At 46.3% G+C, this 15,848-nt stretch carries 15 protein-coding genes; 10 read left to right on the top strand and 5 right to left on the bottom strand.

Annotated elements, in window-relative coordinates; all coding sequences use genetic code 11:
• Nucleotides 1-265: 265 nt before the first annotated feature.
• From JV36_RS0100400 to hemC, 4 genes are read right to left on the bottom strand one after another with little or no spacing between them, the layout of a single operon-like run.
• Nucleotides 266-1,441 carry a heme biosynthesis HemY N-terminal domain-containing protein gene (locus tag JV36_RS0100400; protein ID WP_032094701.1) on the bottom strand — a complete coding sequence of 392 codons (1,176 nt, stop codon included), beginning with the start codon at nucleotides 1,439-1,441 and terminating at the stop codon, nucleotides 266-268.
• Complete coding sequence (locus JV36_RS0100395) at nucleotides 1,438-2,622, bottom strand: uroporphyrinogen-III C-methyltransferase (RefSeq protein WP_032094700.1); 1,185 nt, start codon at nucleotides 2,620-2,622, stop codon at nucleotides 1,438-1,440. The genes JV36_RS0100400 and JV36_RS0100395 overlap by 4 nt, the downstream gene beginning before the upstream one ends.
• A complete protein-coding gene (locus JV36_RS0100390) occupies nucleotides 2,623-3,384 on the bottom strand; it encodes a uroporphyrinogen-III synthase (RefSeq protein WP_032094699.1) in 762 nt (253 codons plus the stop codon).
• Nucleotides 3,385-3,394: 10 nt separating this feature from the next.
• Nucleotides 3,395-4,333, bottom strand: coding sequence for a hydroxymethylbilane synthase (gene hemC / locus JV36_RS0100385; protein ID WP_032094698.1), 939 nt, complete (start codon nucleotides 4,331-4,333; stop codon nucleotides 3,395-3,397).
• Nucleotides 4,334-4,601: 268 nt separating this feature from the next.
• Here hemC and JV36_RS0100380 point away from each other — a divergent pair, with 268 nt between their 5' ends.
• Nucleotides 4,602-5,660, top strand: a complete 1,059-nt coding sequence (locus JV36_RS0100380; RefSeq protein ID WP_032094697.1) for a GGDEF domain-containing protein — start codon at nucleotides 4,602-4,604, stop codon at nucleotides 5,658-5,660.
• A 155-nt stretch (nucleotides 5,661-5,815) separates the two neighbouring features.
• Here the strand turns inward: JV36_RS0100380 and JV36_RS0100375 are convergent, their stop codons facing one another.
• Complete coding sequence (locus JV36_RS0100375) at nucleotides 5,816-6,487, bottom strand: alpha/beta hydrolase (protein ID WP_032094768.1); 672 nt, start codon at nucleotides 6,485-6,487, stop codon at nucleotides 5,816-5,818.
• A gap of 156 nt (nucleotides 6,488-6,643) precedes the next feature.
• Between JV36_RS0100375 and gmk the strand changes: the two genes are divergently transcribed.
• The 9 genes from gmk to JV36_RS0100330 all read left to right on the top strand — a co-directional run bounded on the left by gmk (nucleotide 6,644) and on the right by JV36_RS0100330 (nucleotide 15,843).
• Nucleotides 6,644-7,285, top strand: a complete 642-nt coding sequence (gene gmk, locus JV36_RS0100370; protein ID WP_032094696.1) for a guanylate kinase — start codon at nucleotides 6,644-6,646, stop codon at nucleotides 7,283-7,285.
• A 141-nt stretch (nucleotides 7,286-7,426) separates the two neighbouring features.
• On the top strand, nucleotides 7,427-7,699 hold the full coding sequence (rpoZ, locus tag JV36_RS0100365; protein WP_032094695.1) for a DNA-directed RNA polymerase subunit omega: 273 nt from the start codon (nucleotides 7,427-7,429) through the stop codon (nucleotides 7,697-7,699).
• A 166-nt stretch (nucleotides 7,700-7,865) separates the two neighbouring features.
• Nucleotides 7,866-9,977 carry a bifunctional GTP diphosphokinase/guanosine-3',5'-bis pyrophosphate 3'-pyrophosphohydrolase gene (spoT, locus tag JV36_RS0100360; protein WP_032094694.1) on the top strand — a complete coding sequence of 704 codons (2,112 nt, stop codon included), beginning with the start codon at nucleotides 7,866-7,868 and terminating at the stop codon, nucleotides 9,975-9,977.
• Nucleotides 9,978-10,001: 24 nt separating this feature from the next.
• On the top strand, nucleotides 10,002-10,388 hold the full coding sequence (locus tag JV36_RS0100355; RefSeq protein WP_032094693.1) for a RidA family protein: 387 nt from the start codon (nucleotides 10,002-10,004) through the stop codon (nucleotides 10,386-10,388).
• A gap of 3 nt (nucleotides 10,389-10,391) precedes the next feature.
• A complete protein-coding gene (gene trmH / locus JV36_RS0100350; protein WP_032094692.1) occupies nucleotides 10,392-11,099 on the top strand; it encodes a tRNA (guanosine(18)-2'-O)-methyltransferase TrmH in 708 nt (235 codons plus the stop codon).
• 132 nt (nucleotides 11,100-11,231) lie between these two features.
• Nucleotides 11,232-13,304, top strand: coding sequence for an ATP-dependent DNA helicase RecG (gene recG / locus JV36_RS0100345; RefSeq protein WP_032094691.1), 2,073 nt, complete (start codon nucleotides 11,232-11,234; stop codon nucleotides 13,302-13,304).
• The gene (locus tag JV36_RS0100340; protein ID WP_235207718.1) at nucleotides 13,297-14,133 is read left to right on the top strand and encodes a class I SAM-dependent methyltransferase; all 837 of its coding nucleotides are present in this window, start codon (nucleotides 13,297-13,299) and stop codon (nucleotides 14,131-14,133) included. The genes recG and JV36_RS0100340 overlap by 8 nt, the downstream gene beginning before the upstream one ends.
• Nucleotides 14,134-14,142: 9 nt before the next feature.
• Nucleotides 14,143-14,616, top strand: coding sequence for a peroxiredoxin (locus JV36_RS0100335; protein ID WP_032094690.1), 474 nt, complete (start codon nucleotides 14,143-14,145; stop codon nucleotides 14,614-14,616).
• 417 nt (nucleotides 14,617-15,033) lie between these two features.
• On the top strand, nucleotides 15,034-15,843 hold the full coding sequence (locus tag JV36_RS0100330; RefSeq protein ID WP_052010034.1) for a hypothetical protein: 810 nt from the start codon (nucleotides 15,034-15,036) through the stop codon (nucleotides 15,841-15,843).
• The last annotated feature ends 5 nt before the right edge of the window (nucleotides 15,844-15,848 follow it).

Raw genomic sequence — 15,848 nt, 5'->3', positions numbered from 1 at the left:
CCTGCCTTTTAAAAAGTATAGGGCAACACATAACGTCTGGCTAAAATTTGCGCTAGCTAAATTTGTGCGGAGTGTACGGACGCTTGTTTGCGAAAGCAAAACAAATTTTCTCGCTTTTGAGATTAGAAAAAATAATAGTGCGATATAGCAGGTTCTACTGTGGCAGGTACAAAAAAACGCGCCTTTATTTTCATAAAAGCGCGTTTTAAATTGAGCAGCTTATTTGTTTAGCTTACGTGTAAAAAACACGGTGTACTAGGCCACATTAACCCGCTATTTGTTGCCCTTCTTTGTAAAGCTGAAGTGCTGTTGCGGTATCGTGCTGACGTTCACTAATGGCTGACAGTAGCAGTAAATCTTCTTTGCGCGACGCCATTTTGGTGGCTTTTAATAGCGCTTTTTCTGCCAATACGTCGTCGCCAGAATTAAAGGCAACTTGTCCTAAGGTAGAATATAGCTCGATGTTCTTTTCGTCTTTTTTAATCCAGCTCTCTAATAGGCGCAGAGACGGCGACGAATCGGGAATGTTAAGCTGAGTGAACAGAGGGAATAAGCTGCTGTTTGGCCCTCGTTTCTGCCATTCTACTAACAGGGTTTGCGCATCAGAATGCATGCCTTGGTCAAGCAGTTGCTGAACATACGCCGCCTGATAAATATCGTCGTTGCGCATTTTACGGGGTAAGTCTTCCCAGTAACTCTTAAGCTCAACGGCGCCTTGTTTACTGGCAATTTCAGCAAATTTACCTTTTGCGATGCGCTGCGACCAGGCTTTGTAGTCTTCTTTCGCCAGGGCCTTTCGCCATCCGGATAATTTGTTCTGCAGCTCTTGCCACTTACCCAGTTCCGCTAGTATCTGTGCTTTAAGGCGAATAACCTGCTTATTCTCTTGGTCTTTCTCATCTAACGCATTTAGCTTTTCTAATGCTTCAGTATGTTTACCTTCATTGATATCAATGCGGGCTTGCATAACTGTAGCGGCTACTTTTGCATTGGCGTAATCGCTTGCTTGCTCTAAAAAGTAACGGGCTTTGTTTAGCTCGCCACTTGTAAACGCAATTTGCGCAGAGGCAAGATAATTTACCCCTTCAAAATCGCCGTTGGTGGTTTTGCCTAACGATTTTTGAGCCAGTTCAATATCGCCTGCGGCCATCGCGTGTAAGCCATCGTAAAACGCGCGCTTGCGCTTACGTTCGCCTAAGGTGCCAAACCAGCGATGAGAGCCAGTAATTAAACTCAGCGCCCAAAGTGTTAATCGAGACAGCACGTACCATGCGATTACGGCGCCTATTACCAGAATACAAAAGCTGATCACCGTCATTTCTACCGCGGTTTCACCGAGCGATATTAATACGTAACCTTTGTCGCCTAAAATCATAGGGCCAACAATAAGCGCGACAACGAATGCGGCTAATACCGCAAGGGCAATAGCTAACCATTTCATAGTGCGCTTGCTCCTTGACCAAAGACCTGTTTAACACGGCGGTCTAGAAGTTGCTCTAGCGGCTTTTGCGATACAAGCTCGGCAGGAATAGGGCGCGCCACATCAGTTTCTAGCAAGTTTTGTAAAGCGTTTACAAACCCGCTGACCTGGCTTTTCTCCGTATCAAACTTTTCAATAAGCAGGGTTTGTGCATATTGTAGAGACTGCTTATAAAGACCGGCGTCGCCAGTTAATGCACCAGATTGTGCGTGCATAAGCTGCAGTCGCAGCTGCTCTTTAATAAGAAACTGTGCTTCAAGCGACAATACCGGCTCAATAGGGCCTTCAATAGATTTTACCGTTAAAAAGTCATCAACTAATGAGTGCCATACTTTTGCTAAGTTGTCTTTCCAGTCGTCGGTAGACTCAGAAAGGGCATTATCTGCAGCGTCTTTGTCTTCGGGCTTTTCAAAAGTGTCTAAGGGCAGTTTATCAATTTGCGCTACCATGCCAGTTAGCGCTAGGGCTACCGAACTCTGCGACACAGGATTTAGCTGCTGAAGGGTTTGAATATCTTGTGCTAGTGCGGCGCGTACGGGCAATACTGACGGATCGGCTAACGATTTTAAGCGTTTGTCGGCGTTTACTAACAATAAGATAGCGGTGCGAACGTCGTTTTCTAGCCACAGCTTTCGGCCAGCCATACGCACTAAATAGTCAGCTTCGGCAATAAGCCAGTCTGCGGGGCGACGCCCTTCCATTTGATTCAGTTGCTCAAGGGTCGACTCTGCTTGTAGAGACAGAGTTTCGTTTTGCTTTTGAAGGTCGCTAATGGTGTCTTTTAAAGCGTCGTTATCACGAGTAATTCGGCTAAGCGTGCTGTTTACGTCGTCTCTTGCAGAAGCTAATGCATTAATCTTTGCCGTAGTTTGCTGCTGTGCACTTGTCATAGAACTGCTGCTTGATTGCTGCTGCGTGTAATACCAGTAGCCAGCGCCGGCGAGGCCTATTACTAATAAGAAGAGAATAAAAACGACAAACCACAGCAGGCCATTTCCAGATGATTTCTTTTTTGCCTTTTTGTTGGCGTCTGGCTTGGCAGAAGTTGTTGAATCTTCTGCATTGCGTTTTACATCGACACCAATCACTGCGTCATCAGTCTCTTTGCTATCTTGCACGCCATTATCTTTATTATCGGCCATTCAATACTCCCAGTTGTCCTTTACCCAAGCAATTAACGCTTGGTCAGTGGCACGGTGGCATACAAACACCTCTGTCACTCCTCGTTTTCTCAGCGATACGGCTATGCGTTCGCTAACCGTAAGCCAGGGCAGAGATAAAATTGCATGCCCTTGGCTGTGTATAAGTTGCATTGCCATTGCTTCGCTTGTAGCGATGATGCCGCGAACATCTTCAACTTTCCAGCACTTTGTGTAAATTGGGTCAGCAAGTTGCTCGGTTCGGTATACGCAGAAGCTTTGACACGAGGCTCCTTTTGCAGTCAGCCCATCAGCTATGGCCTGTCTACCACCTTCTCCTTTTATAATAACCACTTGTTTGCCTCTTGGCTCATTGAGTAGAGGCATAGCCAATATACCTTCTGATGTATGTATCTCAGGAGTCAGTATAATGAGCGGTGATATTTGCTGTGGTATAGCGCAAAGGGCGTGATGAAGCTTTTTAGCAGTGGCATCACCAACGGCAATAATTAACGGTAGGCTGCTGTTAGGCACCGCTTTTTCAATCAGAGACTGCACCGCATCTTCAGCCGCATCAACAGCGTAAACACTGGTGACAATGATTACATCTACCCTCGTTTCTGCTAAAAATGTGCTAATGGCATTGCGTTCAGATTTAACGTAAACAATGTCACAGGTGGCCGCGCCTACTGCATCAAGTCCGGCAGCATCAAACGCTTTCGCGCTAGAGGCAAGCTTTGGCAGAGGGCGGGTAAAAAGCAGCACTTGGCGTTACTTACTCGTAAAGGGCTTTTAAGATTTCGCCAGCGCCTTGCTCTAGAAGCGCATCGGCGACTTCTACACCAATGTCTTTTGCTTTTTCTGCAGATGCGGTAGCCGAGGCAAACAGTAATGTTGTGCCATCGGGTTTTCCAACCATGCCGGTTAGTGTCAGTGTATTACCGTCGAGGGTAGCAAAACTGCCAATAGGCACCTGACAGCCGCCTTCTAAACGCTCGTTCATTGCGCGTTCTGCAGTTACTCGCACATGAGTTTCGTCATGGTTTAACGCGCTCAATAACTCAATAAGCTGGGCATCATCGTTGCGACATTCAATGCCTACAGCGCCTTGGCCTACTGCTGGCAAAGACACTTCAGCAGGTAACGCCATTTTAATGCGATCTTGCATTTCTAATCGAATAAGGCCCGCCGACGCTAATATGATAGCGTCATAGTCGCCGGCATCAAGTTTGGCTAATCGGGTATTAACGTTACCGCGCAAGTCTTTAATAATGAGGTCAGGGCGGTGTTTGCGAATTTGGCACTGACGGCGCAGGCTGCTGGTTCCAACTACGGCACCATTTGGCAAGGCATCTACGCTGTCATAGTGATTAGACACAAAAGCATCAAACGGATTTTCACGTTCGCAAATGGCGTGTAACCCAAACTCTTCAGGGAATGCCACCGGTACATCTTTCATTGAGTGCACAGCAATGTCGGCTCGGCCTTCAAGCATGGCAATTTCAAGCTCTTTAATGAAAAGGCCTTTACCGCCAATTTTGGCAAGGGGAGTATCTAAAATCTTGTCGCCCTGCGTACTCATCGGCACCAACTCAACGGTTAGCGATGGATAGTGCTTTAATAACTCTGCTTTCACATACTCGGCTTGCCATAGCGCTAGTGCACTTTTTCTGGTTGCAATTCGAATGGTGCGAGACGTACCTTGGTGACTCATGATAATTCCACGCTATAAATAGTTAAAATGATGTCGATGCTAACACTAGGCTATAATGCTGCTCAAATTGGATGCGATACCTGACATTTAGAATTATATTCAGGAAAACGTAAGCTATATTATACGCATATCAGACGAAAATGTGTTGCATTCACATGGTTTTCCTCTGGTTTATATGGAACAAATGCATTGAGTCCAGCGTATTAAAATTTTAAAGAGGCACCGTTCGAAGTGCCACCACTACGTTTAATGAGTAAGAGCTAGGTATATGGAACATTCATTTTTACGCAACCTATTAAAAGGCGCGCACAAGGACGAAGCTGAAGCAAGACGTCGACGCTTAACCTTGTATTTTATTTCCTATGTAGGTGGCACCATCATGGCCATTATGGCGGGAATAAATGTAGGTGGTGATAACCCGTTTTTAGTCACCGCGCTAACTGTGTCAGCCACAGTTATTTACCTAAACTTAATAGCCTCGCATATTTTTCCCCACTCAGTCGTTTCTTATTATGTAGCGGGTCTTATTGTACTGTTTACTTTTAATGCACTTATTTATACGGGGGGATACAACAATACCGGCCTGTATTTTTTATACCCGCTTATCTTTATTCAGATTATTGTAGTGAGCTTTAGGCCAGCGCTACTTTATGTGGCAGCCACCATGATGTTGGCTGTTGTTATGCTATTTAATCAGCACCTTATTTACGCGCAGTACGCTGAAGAAGACGTGTCCCGTTTTCTTATCTCTATGGGGTGCTTTATTTGCGTTGCCTTTATTGCAGAAAACTTTTGGCATCAAAGTAGAAAGGAAATGCTAGAAGAAAACCTAGAGCGCATGCGTCAGGCCAATACCGACCCTCTTACGAAACTGCCAAATCGACGCTTTTTAGAAGCGGTATATTTTGAAAAAGTGTCGAAAGACCCCGCCAGCTATTTTCCACTAAGCACGGTTGTCGTTGATATCGACCACTTCAAAGTGATTAACGATTCTTACGGACATGATGTGGGCGATGAAGTGCTTATACACTTTACCGAGATAATGAAAAGCGCAGTGCGCACAACGGATATTGTAGCGCGCACTGGCGGCGAAGAGTTTTTGGTGATATTTCCAAAGGCAACGCTGACTCAGGCATTAAAATTAGCCGAGATTATTCGCGCTAAAGTGGAGGCTAAGCCTTTTGATAAAGGTGATATTCACCACAAGATAACGGCAAGTTTTGGTGTGGCAACCGCGTTAACCGATGGCAACATCAACGCGACACTAAAGCAGGCCGATGACAACTTGTATCAAGCTAAAAAAAGCGGCAGAAACAAGGTTGTGTGAGGTTTAGGGCTTAAGTTAAAACAGCCAGTCACGTTCTCTTAAGCCTGGCTTTTCAAAAGCTAAATCCATAAAAGCTAAGCCCATAAAAGCTAAGCCCATAAAACCTAAGCCCATAAAACCTGGGCTCACAAAACCTCAGACCATAAAAAGCACTCTTAAGAAAGCACCGACTGCAGCCATGCGCTGATGTCGTTTAGCTCCTGCATGCATACGTTATGCTGCATGGTGTAAGTTTGCCATGTGGCGTTAAAACCATTTTCTGTCATGGTTTTAAACGCGGCGTTACCCATGAATACCGGCACTACCTCATCTTGGTCTCCGTGAGCCATCATTACCGGTGTTTCTTTGTTAATATCGTTTGCCTGGTTTGCCAGCAACGAGGGCTCGCACATATAAGTTGATAACGCCATTACACCTGCCAGCTTAGCGTTAAACCGGGGTGCCAAATGCAAAGCGATGACGCCACCTTGAGAAAAGCCTGCAAGCACAATACGGTTAGCAGGAATTCCACTGTCTATTTGCGCATTGATCAGCTGTTCTACCTGAGTTGCCGATTCTTCAACGCCATCTAGGTCGGCGCGACTTTCAAAATCGAGTGATTTTATGTCGTACCAAGCGCGCATTCTCATACCGCCGTTTATCGTAACAGGGCGCTCAGGGGCGTGAGGAAAAAGAAACTTAACTGCCATGGAGCCAGGAAGCTTGAGCTCTGGCACGATAGGTGCGAAGCCATGCCCTGAGTCGCCAAGTCCGTGTAACCAAATAACGCAGGCGTCAGGCGTGGAGGCGGGTGTGCTTTCTACACAGGGTAAAAGGGGCTGAGTCATTGTTTCCGTTCCTAGTGAGTTATAGTTCACAACCTTCATTGGCGGGTTGTTTTGATTTTTAGCGCATATGCCTAACGTGATAGTTACGGCATAAACATCCAATATGCTATCATTGACATCTAAAATCACCATACTTTAACAAAACTTTATTATTTCATGGCCTCACTACTCGGTAATTTGTTCATTCTTGCAGCGCCATCTGGTGCTGGAAAATCTAGTCTTATCAAAGCATTAATGGAAAAGTATGAGGGTAATGCAAACACCCCCATGCAGGTGTCGGTATCGCACACAACGCGACAGCCTCGACCTGGCGAAGTGGACGGTGTGCATTATCATTTTGTGACTCGTGAGCAATTTGAAGCGCTAATCGAGCAAGGCGTGTTTTTTGAGTATGCAGAAGTATTTGGTAATTATTACGGTACGTCGCGAGTGACCATAGAGCAAACGCTGTATCGTGGAATAGATGTATTTTTAGATATCGATTGGCAAGGTGCGCGACAAGTCACCAAGTTGATGCCAGATACCTGCGGTATTTTTATATTACCGCCATCATTAGATGTTTTAGAGCAACGCTTGAATCAACGGGGCCAAGACAGCGACGAAGTTATCGCTAGCCGCATGGCAAAGGCAGTGGATGAAATGTCTCATTTTAATGAGTTTGGTCATATTATTATCAATGATGACTTTGCTACAGCATTAAATGAGCTAGAGGCCATTGTGATAGCCCAACGCTTGCGCTCTGCTAAGCAGCAAATTCGTCATCAGCCTCTGTTCGACTCGCTGCTAGGAAGCGCATAAGCGCGCCGCCTTAAACCTTCAGGATCGACGCTGCCCAACTGTGTTATATTTCAACAAAGTGCTAGGATCGCAAATGGTATGCGTGTATACTGCGTGGCTGTTTTTTGTATTCCTCGCTCAACCTGATTTTCGGAGAAATAGATGGCTCGCGTAACTGTAGAAGATGCCGTAGATAAAATTGGTAACCGCTTTGACCTAGTGCTAGTTGCTGCACGTCGTGCACGTCAAATTGCCACTGGTGGGAGAGAGCCTATGGTTGACGTTCAAAACGACAAGCCAACCGTAACGGCTTTGCGTGAAATCGAACAAGGTTTGGTTACAGCAGCCACCCTTGAACAAGATGCTCTTCAAACACAAGAGCGTGAAGATAACGTAGAGTTTTCTTCTGTTGCGAATATCCTATCTGAACAGTAAAAATTGTTTAGCTAGACATTGTAACCAGCCCTTTTTAGGTCGGTTACAAGCGAATTTGCGCCAGTGCTTTGAAAAAAGCACTGGCGCTTTGCTTTTAGCGTATTGGATTAATGCGAAAATAAACGTATTCTTAACGAAGTACTGAAATTAGGGGCCGTTTTACGCTGTGTATTTGTTTGAAGGTTTAAAGCAGAAAGTTGTTAAGTATTTGCCCGCTGATTTAGTGCAGCTGGTTCAAGATGCTTTCGTGTTGGCGCAAGAGGCCCATGATGGTCAAATGCGTTCTAGTGGCGACCCATACATCACACACCCTGTTGCAGTAGCCAGCATACTTGCCGATATGCATTTGGACCATGAAACCCTCATGGCTGCCTTACTACACGATGTTATTGAAGACACCCATTACAGTCAGGACGACCTTGCCAAAGCCTTTGGCGATACTGTTGCCGAACTGGTAGAAGGTGTAAGTAAGCTAGATAAAATTGCATTTAGCAGTAAGCAAGAAGCGCAGGCAGAAAACTTTCGTAAAATGATGATGGCCATGGTGCAAGACATCAGGGTTATTCTTATTAAGCTTGCCGATCGAACTCACAATATGCGCACGCTGGGGTCTTTGCGACCAGACAAGCGCCGCCGCATAGCGCTGGAAACCCTTGAGATCTATTCACCTATTGCTCATCGCTTAGGTATTCACGATATTAAAAATGAGCTTGAGGACTTAGGTTTCCAAGCGATGTACCCCATGCGTCATCGCGCGCTTAAATCGGCGGTACGCCAGGCTAGAGGCAATCGAAAAGAAATTATCGAGAATATTCGCGAAGAGCTGAGTCTTCGTTTAGATGCGTATGGCATTGAATCTAATGTGTTAGGCCGTGAAAAGCATCTTTACTCTATTTATCGCAAGATGAAAAACAAAGAGCTTATGTTCGGCGAAGTCATGGACGTGTATGCATTTCGTATTGTGGTAGGGTCTGTAGACGACTGCTATCGTGCGTTTGGCGCTATGCACGGCTTATATAAGCCCATCGAAAACCGTTTTAAAGACTATATCGCCATTCCGCGTACCAATGGTTATCAGTCGCTTCATACCTCTCTTATTGGCCCTCACGGTATTCCAGTGGAGGTTCAAATTAGAACCCACGAAATGGACCAAATGGCAGATAAAGGGGTTGCGGCCCATTGGCTGTACAAAGAGCCTGGTGACAGTGGTACTACGGCGCAAATGCGTGCAAGAAAATGGGCACAAAGCTTATTAGAGCTTCAGCAGTCAGCCAGTTCATCGTTTGAGTTTATTGAATCGGTTAAAACCGATTTATTCCCAGATGAAATTTACGTATTCACTCCTGATGGCCGCATTATTGAGCTGCCTATGGGAGCCACTGCTGTAGACTTTGCCTATGCGGTACACTCTGATGTAGGTAATACCTGTGTTGGCGTGCGCGTAGAGCGTCGCAACTTCAGTTTAAGTAAGCCACTAGAAAACGGTCAAACGGTAGAAATCATTACCTCGCCACGGGCGAAGCCCAATGCCAACTGGCTTAACTTTGTGGTAAGCGCCAGAGCCCGTACTCGTATTCGCCAGTATTTGCGCAAGCAGCATTCACAAGAAGCGGTGAATATGGGTAACCGACTGCTAAGGCATGCGCTTGGCAGCGTAAAATTAGATGAAATACCCCATGCAGACATCGACCGCGTGGTGGCTGAAACGAAGCATTCTGACTTCGATGCGCTGTTAGTAGATATCGGCCTTGGCAACGAGCTAAGTGCTATTGTGGCTCGACGCTTATTGGGCGAGAGCACAACCGATCTATCCAATAAGAAAGGCAACGTTGCAATTCGTGGTACAGAAGGCTTGTTAGTGAATTATTCTCGCTGCTGTCACCCCATACCCGATGACGAAATTGTTGCAGTGCTAAGTCCTGGTCGAGGTATGACCATACACCAAGCGGGCTGTAATAATATTCGCAAGTTAAGCAAAGAAGAGCCGCAGCGCGTGCTGCCTATGCAGTGGGACGATGAACCTCAGGGTGAGTTTAAAGCGTCACTTCGCATTGAGCTGATTAACCATCAAGGTACGCTGGCAACGTTAACAAACACTATCTCCGGGTGTGAGTCCAATATTATTGGTCTGCAAACCGAAGAGAAAGAGAGTAACATTTACTTTATTGACCTAGAGCTAACCACGCACAATCGCGTGCACTTGGCCCGCGTTATGAAGAAAATACGCACCATGCCAGAGGTTCAAAGAGTGTCTCGTCACAGTCAATCTCGACACTAATTTTATCAAAATTTAGGAATATTTATGTCTAAGTCTATTATTCAGACCGATAAGGCACCTGCTGCTATTGGTACTTACAGCCAGGCGGCTAAAGCTGGCACTACGGTATATGTTTCAGGTCAAATTCCACTGGTACCAGAAACAATGGAAATGGTGTCTGAAGAGTTCGAAGCACAAGCCGTTCAGGTATTTGAAAACCTAAAAGCAGTGTGCGAAGCAGCCGGCGGCACCACTAACGATTTAGTAAAGGTAAACATCTTTCTTATCGATTTAGGTCACTTTGCGTTAGTGAACGAAATAATGAGCCGTTATTTCAACCAGCCTTACCCAGCACGCGCTGCGGTACAGGTGTCTGCACTACCTAAAGGCGCTCAAATAGAGATAGACGGAGTTATGGAGCTGCCGGAGTAAGCCATGTCGCCAGAGCGTTATCAGCGCATACGATCTGTGCTGGACAAAAGGCAAACCGACCTTACGGTTTGCTTAGAAAATGTGCATAAACCACATAATGTATCAGCTGTCGTGCGCACCTGCGATGCCGTAGGCATTCATCGTGTGCACACGGTGTGGGAAAAGAAATACCAATTTCGTGGCGGCACCGCCATGGGTAGTCAAGATTGGGTGCGTCAAACCAATCACGACAATATTGGTAGCGCCATGGACACATTGAAAGCGCAGAACATGCAGGTGCTGGTTACTCACCTGTCTGACTCGGCAATAGATTTTCGTGACGTGGATTACACCAAACCCACCGCTATTTTATTTGGTCAGGAAAAGTACGGTGCCACTGACGAAGCGATTGGCCTTGCCGATCAGGACATTGTTATTCCTATGATGGGCATGGTGCAGTCGCTAAACGTGTCTGTAGCGGCAGCGTTAGTGCTTTATGAAGCCCAGCGTCAGCGCACTATTGCAGGTATGTACAACACTCAGCAATTACCAGAACAAGAGTGCCAAGCATTGGCATTTCAAAATGGTTATCCGCGTTTGTTTAAGTTATGCACGCGAAAAGGTCTTCCTTATCCCGCAATCAATAACATGGGTGAAGTGATTGCCGATGAAAGTTGGTGGCGTGAAATGCAAATAACCAAAGCTGAGGCTGAAGCACTAGAAGCCAACTAGCAAGTGGTGTAAGCCTAAGGCCAGTCAGTAAAAACTGGCCTAAAGCGTACTCGCCAACCCCGCAACAATCCTTTACACTTCATTTATCGTTTTAGTATCACAATCAACCGTTTGAATTGAGGATTAAGCTGCATGCAAGCACTCGCCACCACACCTATCACTGCCCTTAAAGGGGTAGGCGCAAAGGTGGCAGAAAAACTCAACAAAATCGGCTTGTTTACGCTGCAAGATATCCTTTTTCATCTTCCCCTTCGCTATGAAGACAGAACTCGCGTTTACAGTGTTGCCGAGTGCCGGCCGTTTACCCATGTAAGCGTGCAGGGCGAGGTAATGAATGCCGATATTCAGTACGGCAAAAAGCGTATGTTGGTAGTCAAAATTAGTGACGGCACTGGCACTATAACGCTGCGCTTTTTTCACTTTGGCGCAGTGCAGCGCACAATGATGACTCCAGGCAATGTGGTTCGCTGCTTTGGCGAAATTCGCACGGGCAAGTGGGGCATCGAAATGATGCATCCCGAATTTAAAGTGGTAGATGAAGACGCGCCGCCAATTGAAGAATCGTTAACCCCTGTTTATCCAACGACAGAGGGCATTAAACAGCTTACCCTTCGCAACTTAACCGAGCAGGCATTAGCGCTTTTAGATAAAGGCGCTCTAGCAGATTTGTTGCCTGAAGGTATTTACGATAATCAAGTTTCCCTTAACGAAGCCCTGCACACAGTGCATCGCCCGCCTCCAGATGCCGATGTGCATGAAATAGAAGAGGGGCTTCACCCTGCGCAATACCGTCTTATTCTTGAAGAGCTATTATCTCACAACTTAAGCGTGCTTAAAGTACGTAAGCAGTCAGACGCCCAGCCGGGGATAGCCATAAAAGTAGACGACAACCTGATTGAAAAAATGCTGGCACAGCTGCCATTCTCGCCTACCGGCGCACAGCAGCGGGTAGTGAAAGATATTCAGCAAGACATGCAGCGCGCCAGACCTATGATGAGACTGGTGCAGGGCGATGTAGGCTCAGGTAAAACCTTAGTGGCAGCCCTTGCTGCTTTATCAGCCATTGGCGCAGGTCATCAAGTGGCGTTAATGGCGCCCACCGAGCTATTAGCAGAGCAGCATGCTAACAATTTTAGAGGATGGCTAGAGCCATTAGGTATTGAGGTAGGCTGGTTAGCAGGCAAGCTTAAAGGCAAAGCTCGAAGCGAAGTGCTAGCAAGGCTTGAAGCTGGTGATGTGCAAATGCTGGTGGGTACCCATGCTGTTTTCCAAGAAAGCGTAAATTACCAGCAGCTGGCATTAGTTATTGTTGATGAGCAGCACCGATTTGGCGTGCATCAGCGACTTGCACTGCGAGATAAGGGCGAGCAGCAAGGGCGCTTTCCTCATCAGCTTATTATGACGGCAACGCCCATACCTCGTACCCTTGCCATGACGGCCTACGCCGACTTAGACACGTCAATTATTGATGAGCTACCGCCGGGGCGTACCCCAGTTACTACCGTTGTCTTGCCCGACACCCGCCGCGCGGATGTTATAGAGCGGGTACGTCAGGCATGCAAAGACAACGGCAGACAAGCGTATTGGGTGTGTACGTTAATAGATGAATCTGAAGTATTAGAGTGCCAAGCCGCCGAAGAGGCTGCCATTACCCTACGTACCGCGTTGCCAGATTTACAGGTTGGATTAGTTCATGGGCGTTTGAAATCTGCCGAAAAAGCGCAAGTGATGGCTGATTTTAAAGAAGGTAAGCTTGATTTGCTGGTTGCCACTACGGTTATTGAAGTGGGCGTAGACGTACCCAACGCCAGCATAATGATTATCGAAAACCCCGAACGCCTTGGTTTAGCACAGCTGCATCAGCTGCGCGGTCGAGTGGGGCGTGGCGCGGTGGAAAGCCAGTGTGTGCTTATGTATCAAAGCCCGCTATCTAAAACCGCCACTCAGCGACTAGGTGTATTGAGAGAAAGTAGCGATGGCTTTTATATCGCTCAGCGAGACTTAGAAATACGCGGGCCGGGTGAGTTTATGGGCACGCGGCAGACCGGCATGGCAGAGCTTAAAATAGCCGATTTAGTGCGCGATGCAGCTCTCATCCCTAAAGTACAAGAGATTGCTTATACCATGTGGGGCAAATACCCCTCCCATGCGCAGGCCATTATTAATCGGTGGATTGGTCATAAGGAGCAGTATGGCAATGCCTAATAATAAAAACATTAGCGCGTCAGACCGCTCGCTCCCCACTTCCTCTGTGCTGATGCCGATAACGGTTGCTACCGACCCAAGCAGTAACTTATATGAAGGTGACAGCCTGCTACTTAACCATGTGGCCGTAAAGTGGGCCAAGGCGATACGTATAGAAGAAAACAAACCCAATGAGGGGTTGTACTTACAGATAAAAGACAATGTGTTGGGTTTAGCCGATGCCAGTGAGAAAAAGGTACTGCCCGTAGACGTTGATTTTGCCTCTCCTGCCAGCATGTATCGCAAGCAGCATGGCGGCGGAAGGAAAGAGCCCATAGTGAAAGCCATTGGCCTAAAAGGGAATGACAGCTGGCATGTTGTAGATGCCACCCCCGGGCTTGGCCGCGATGCCTTTGTGATGGCAAGTGTGGGGTGCAAGGTTACCATGATAGAGCGTTCGCCCATCGTTGCCGCGTTATTAGAAGACGGTATTCGGCGACTAGCGATACATTTTCCAGAACTTGCTGAGAGAATTTCACTTCAACATGGAAATAGTACAGAGGTGATGCAATACTTCGAAGGTGAGAGTGTGAATGCTATTTACTTAGACCCAATGTTCCCACATAAAAAGAAATCAGCCTTGGTGAAAAAAGAAATGCGGTTGTTTCAACAATTGCTTGGTCACGATCCAGATGCAGATGCGTTATTACCGCCGGCCCTTAAGCTTGCTACACACCGCGTGGTGGTTAAACGTCCAAACAGTGCAGATGTATTAGCAGGTGAAAAACCATCAATGGCTATTGAAAGTAAGAAACACAGATTTGATGTGTATTTGTGTCAAAATAAATAGGAGAGCAGCATGTTACGAGTTGGAAGCACTTTACCAGAGGTCGATTTTAGCCTTTTAGTTGACGGAGAAATTACCAATCCTGGTACTAACGAGCTTTTTTCTGAAAAACGCGTGGTAGTGTTTGCCGTGCCGGGAGCGTTTACGCCAACCTGTTCACATTCTCACTTGCCAGGCTACATCGCATTAGCTGATAAAATAAAAGCTAAGGGCGTAGACAGTATTATTTGCCTTTCGGTAAACGACGCATTCGTTATGGACGCGTGGGGTAAAGCAAATAATGCAGAGCATATTACTATGCTTGCCGATGGAAATGCGTTTTTCACCAGCCAAGTAGGCTTAGATATGAATACAAGTAACTTTGGCGGCGTGCGTTCGTTGCGCTACTCGATGCTTGTTGAAGACGGTGAAGTGAAACAGCTTAACGTTGAAGATCCAGGCCGCTTTGAAGTCAGTGATGCAGAGTCGATGTTAAAAAGTTTATAACCACTGCAGACACTACTATTCCATTAAAAAAACCCGCTTTTTAGCGGGTTTTTGTTTTCTAGCGTATTTGTAAGAAAGAGTTAATGTACCTGAGACTCATTTTTATTAATATAACGCCACTCTCATAATCTATCGCATAAAAAAGTGCGCTAACTTACGCAAAACGCGATGACTATCAGTGCTTTTTACCGCTTGAGCAAACAGCTTCCGTCGAATATGTCGCGGGCCTTCCGGGAGTGCGCAAGGCGGGTAGGTCACTTTGAACCTGTGTTAAAACGGACCAGTATTGAATGAGTTCATGCTCTTAAGCATAGGTATACAACCGGTAGCCGAGGTGAGTTGCCTTTACTTAGTTAATGATAATAAGTATCATTTGCGCAGATGCCAACGTTACAGAACAATGTTTTAGGAACAAGTATGACAACAACATTGAAAAAAATGAGTGCTCTTTTGGCTGTATCAGTGATGTCACTATCTATGGTGACAGGACACGCGATGGCGAATGGAGCTATAGGCGACCATGTAAATAATCTGCACGCTCACATCACAGAATATACTGAAGAAGTAGAGTGGTTGGAAAGCAAGTTTGGTGGTGTGGTAGATGCCTACGCCAACAAAGATAAAAGCCTTAAAACAGACGCCCTAATGGAATATTGGGAAGAAGTGGATTTTCACTCGGCAATTGAAACTCAGTATGTCCCTATTTATGCCTCAATTTGGCAGGGTATTTACGGCGTAAAAGTGGCCATTGATGAAGGCAAACCTCTTGATGTAGTGCGTCACGAGCAAGAGAAATTGAACCACGCCTTGTGGCAAGCGCTGGGCGCAGTTAAACTTGCATCGCAATATCAAAAGCGCGGTCTGGTTGGTGAAGTGCAAACCACTGAAGTTGAACCTACCAACGGTCCAGCTGTTATCGACGATATTAAAACTCGACTAGATCGCGTTGTCGCCAAATATGCAGAGCAGCTTAATGAAGTGGCTACCACATTAGTTCACGATACTTACCTTCAGCGCTTTGAAGGGGTAGAAGGCGACCTAATTGCAAAAGACGCTGCATTAGTTGAGTCGTTGGAAAAAGATTTTAACGTTACATTGCCGCAAGCTATCTCCCTAGATAAAGGCGTAGACGGTGTGCGTAGCGTGGTAGAAACCATGCAAAGCAAACTAGACAAAGCGCGTGTACTGCTTGTAGAAGCAGAGAAAGGCCGTAAAGACGTATTTTAAGGAAC

It is taken from the genome of Alteromonas sp. LOR (genome assembly GCF_000753865.1).
In the GTDB taxonomy this organism is placed as follows: Bacteria; Pseudomonadota; Gammaproteobacteria; order Enterobacterales; family Alteromonadaceae; genus Alteromonas.
Note: the sequence above shows the minus strand (reverse complement) of the source record. Positions and strands in the feature narration are given on the sequence as shown.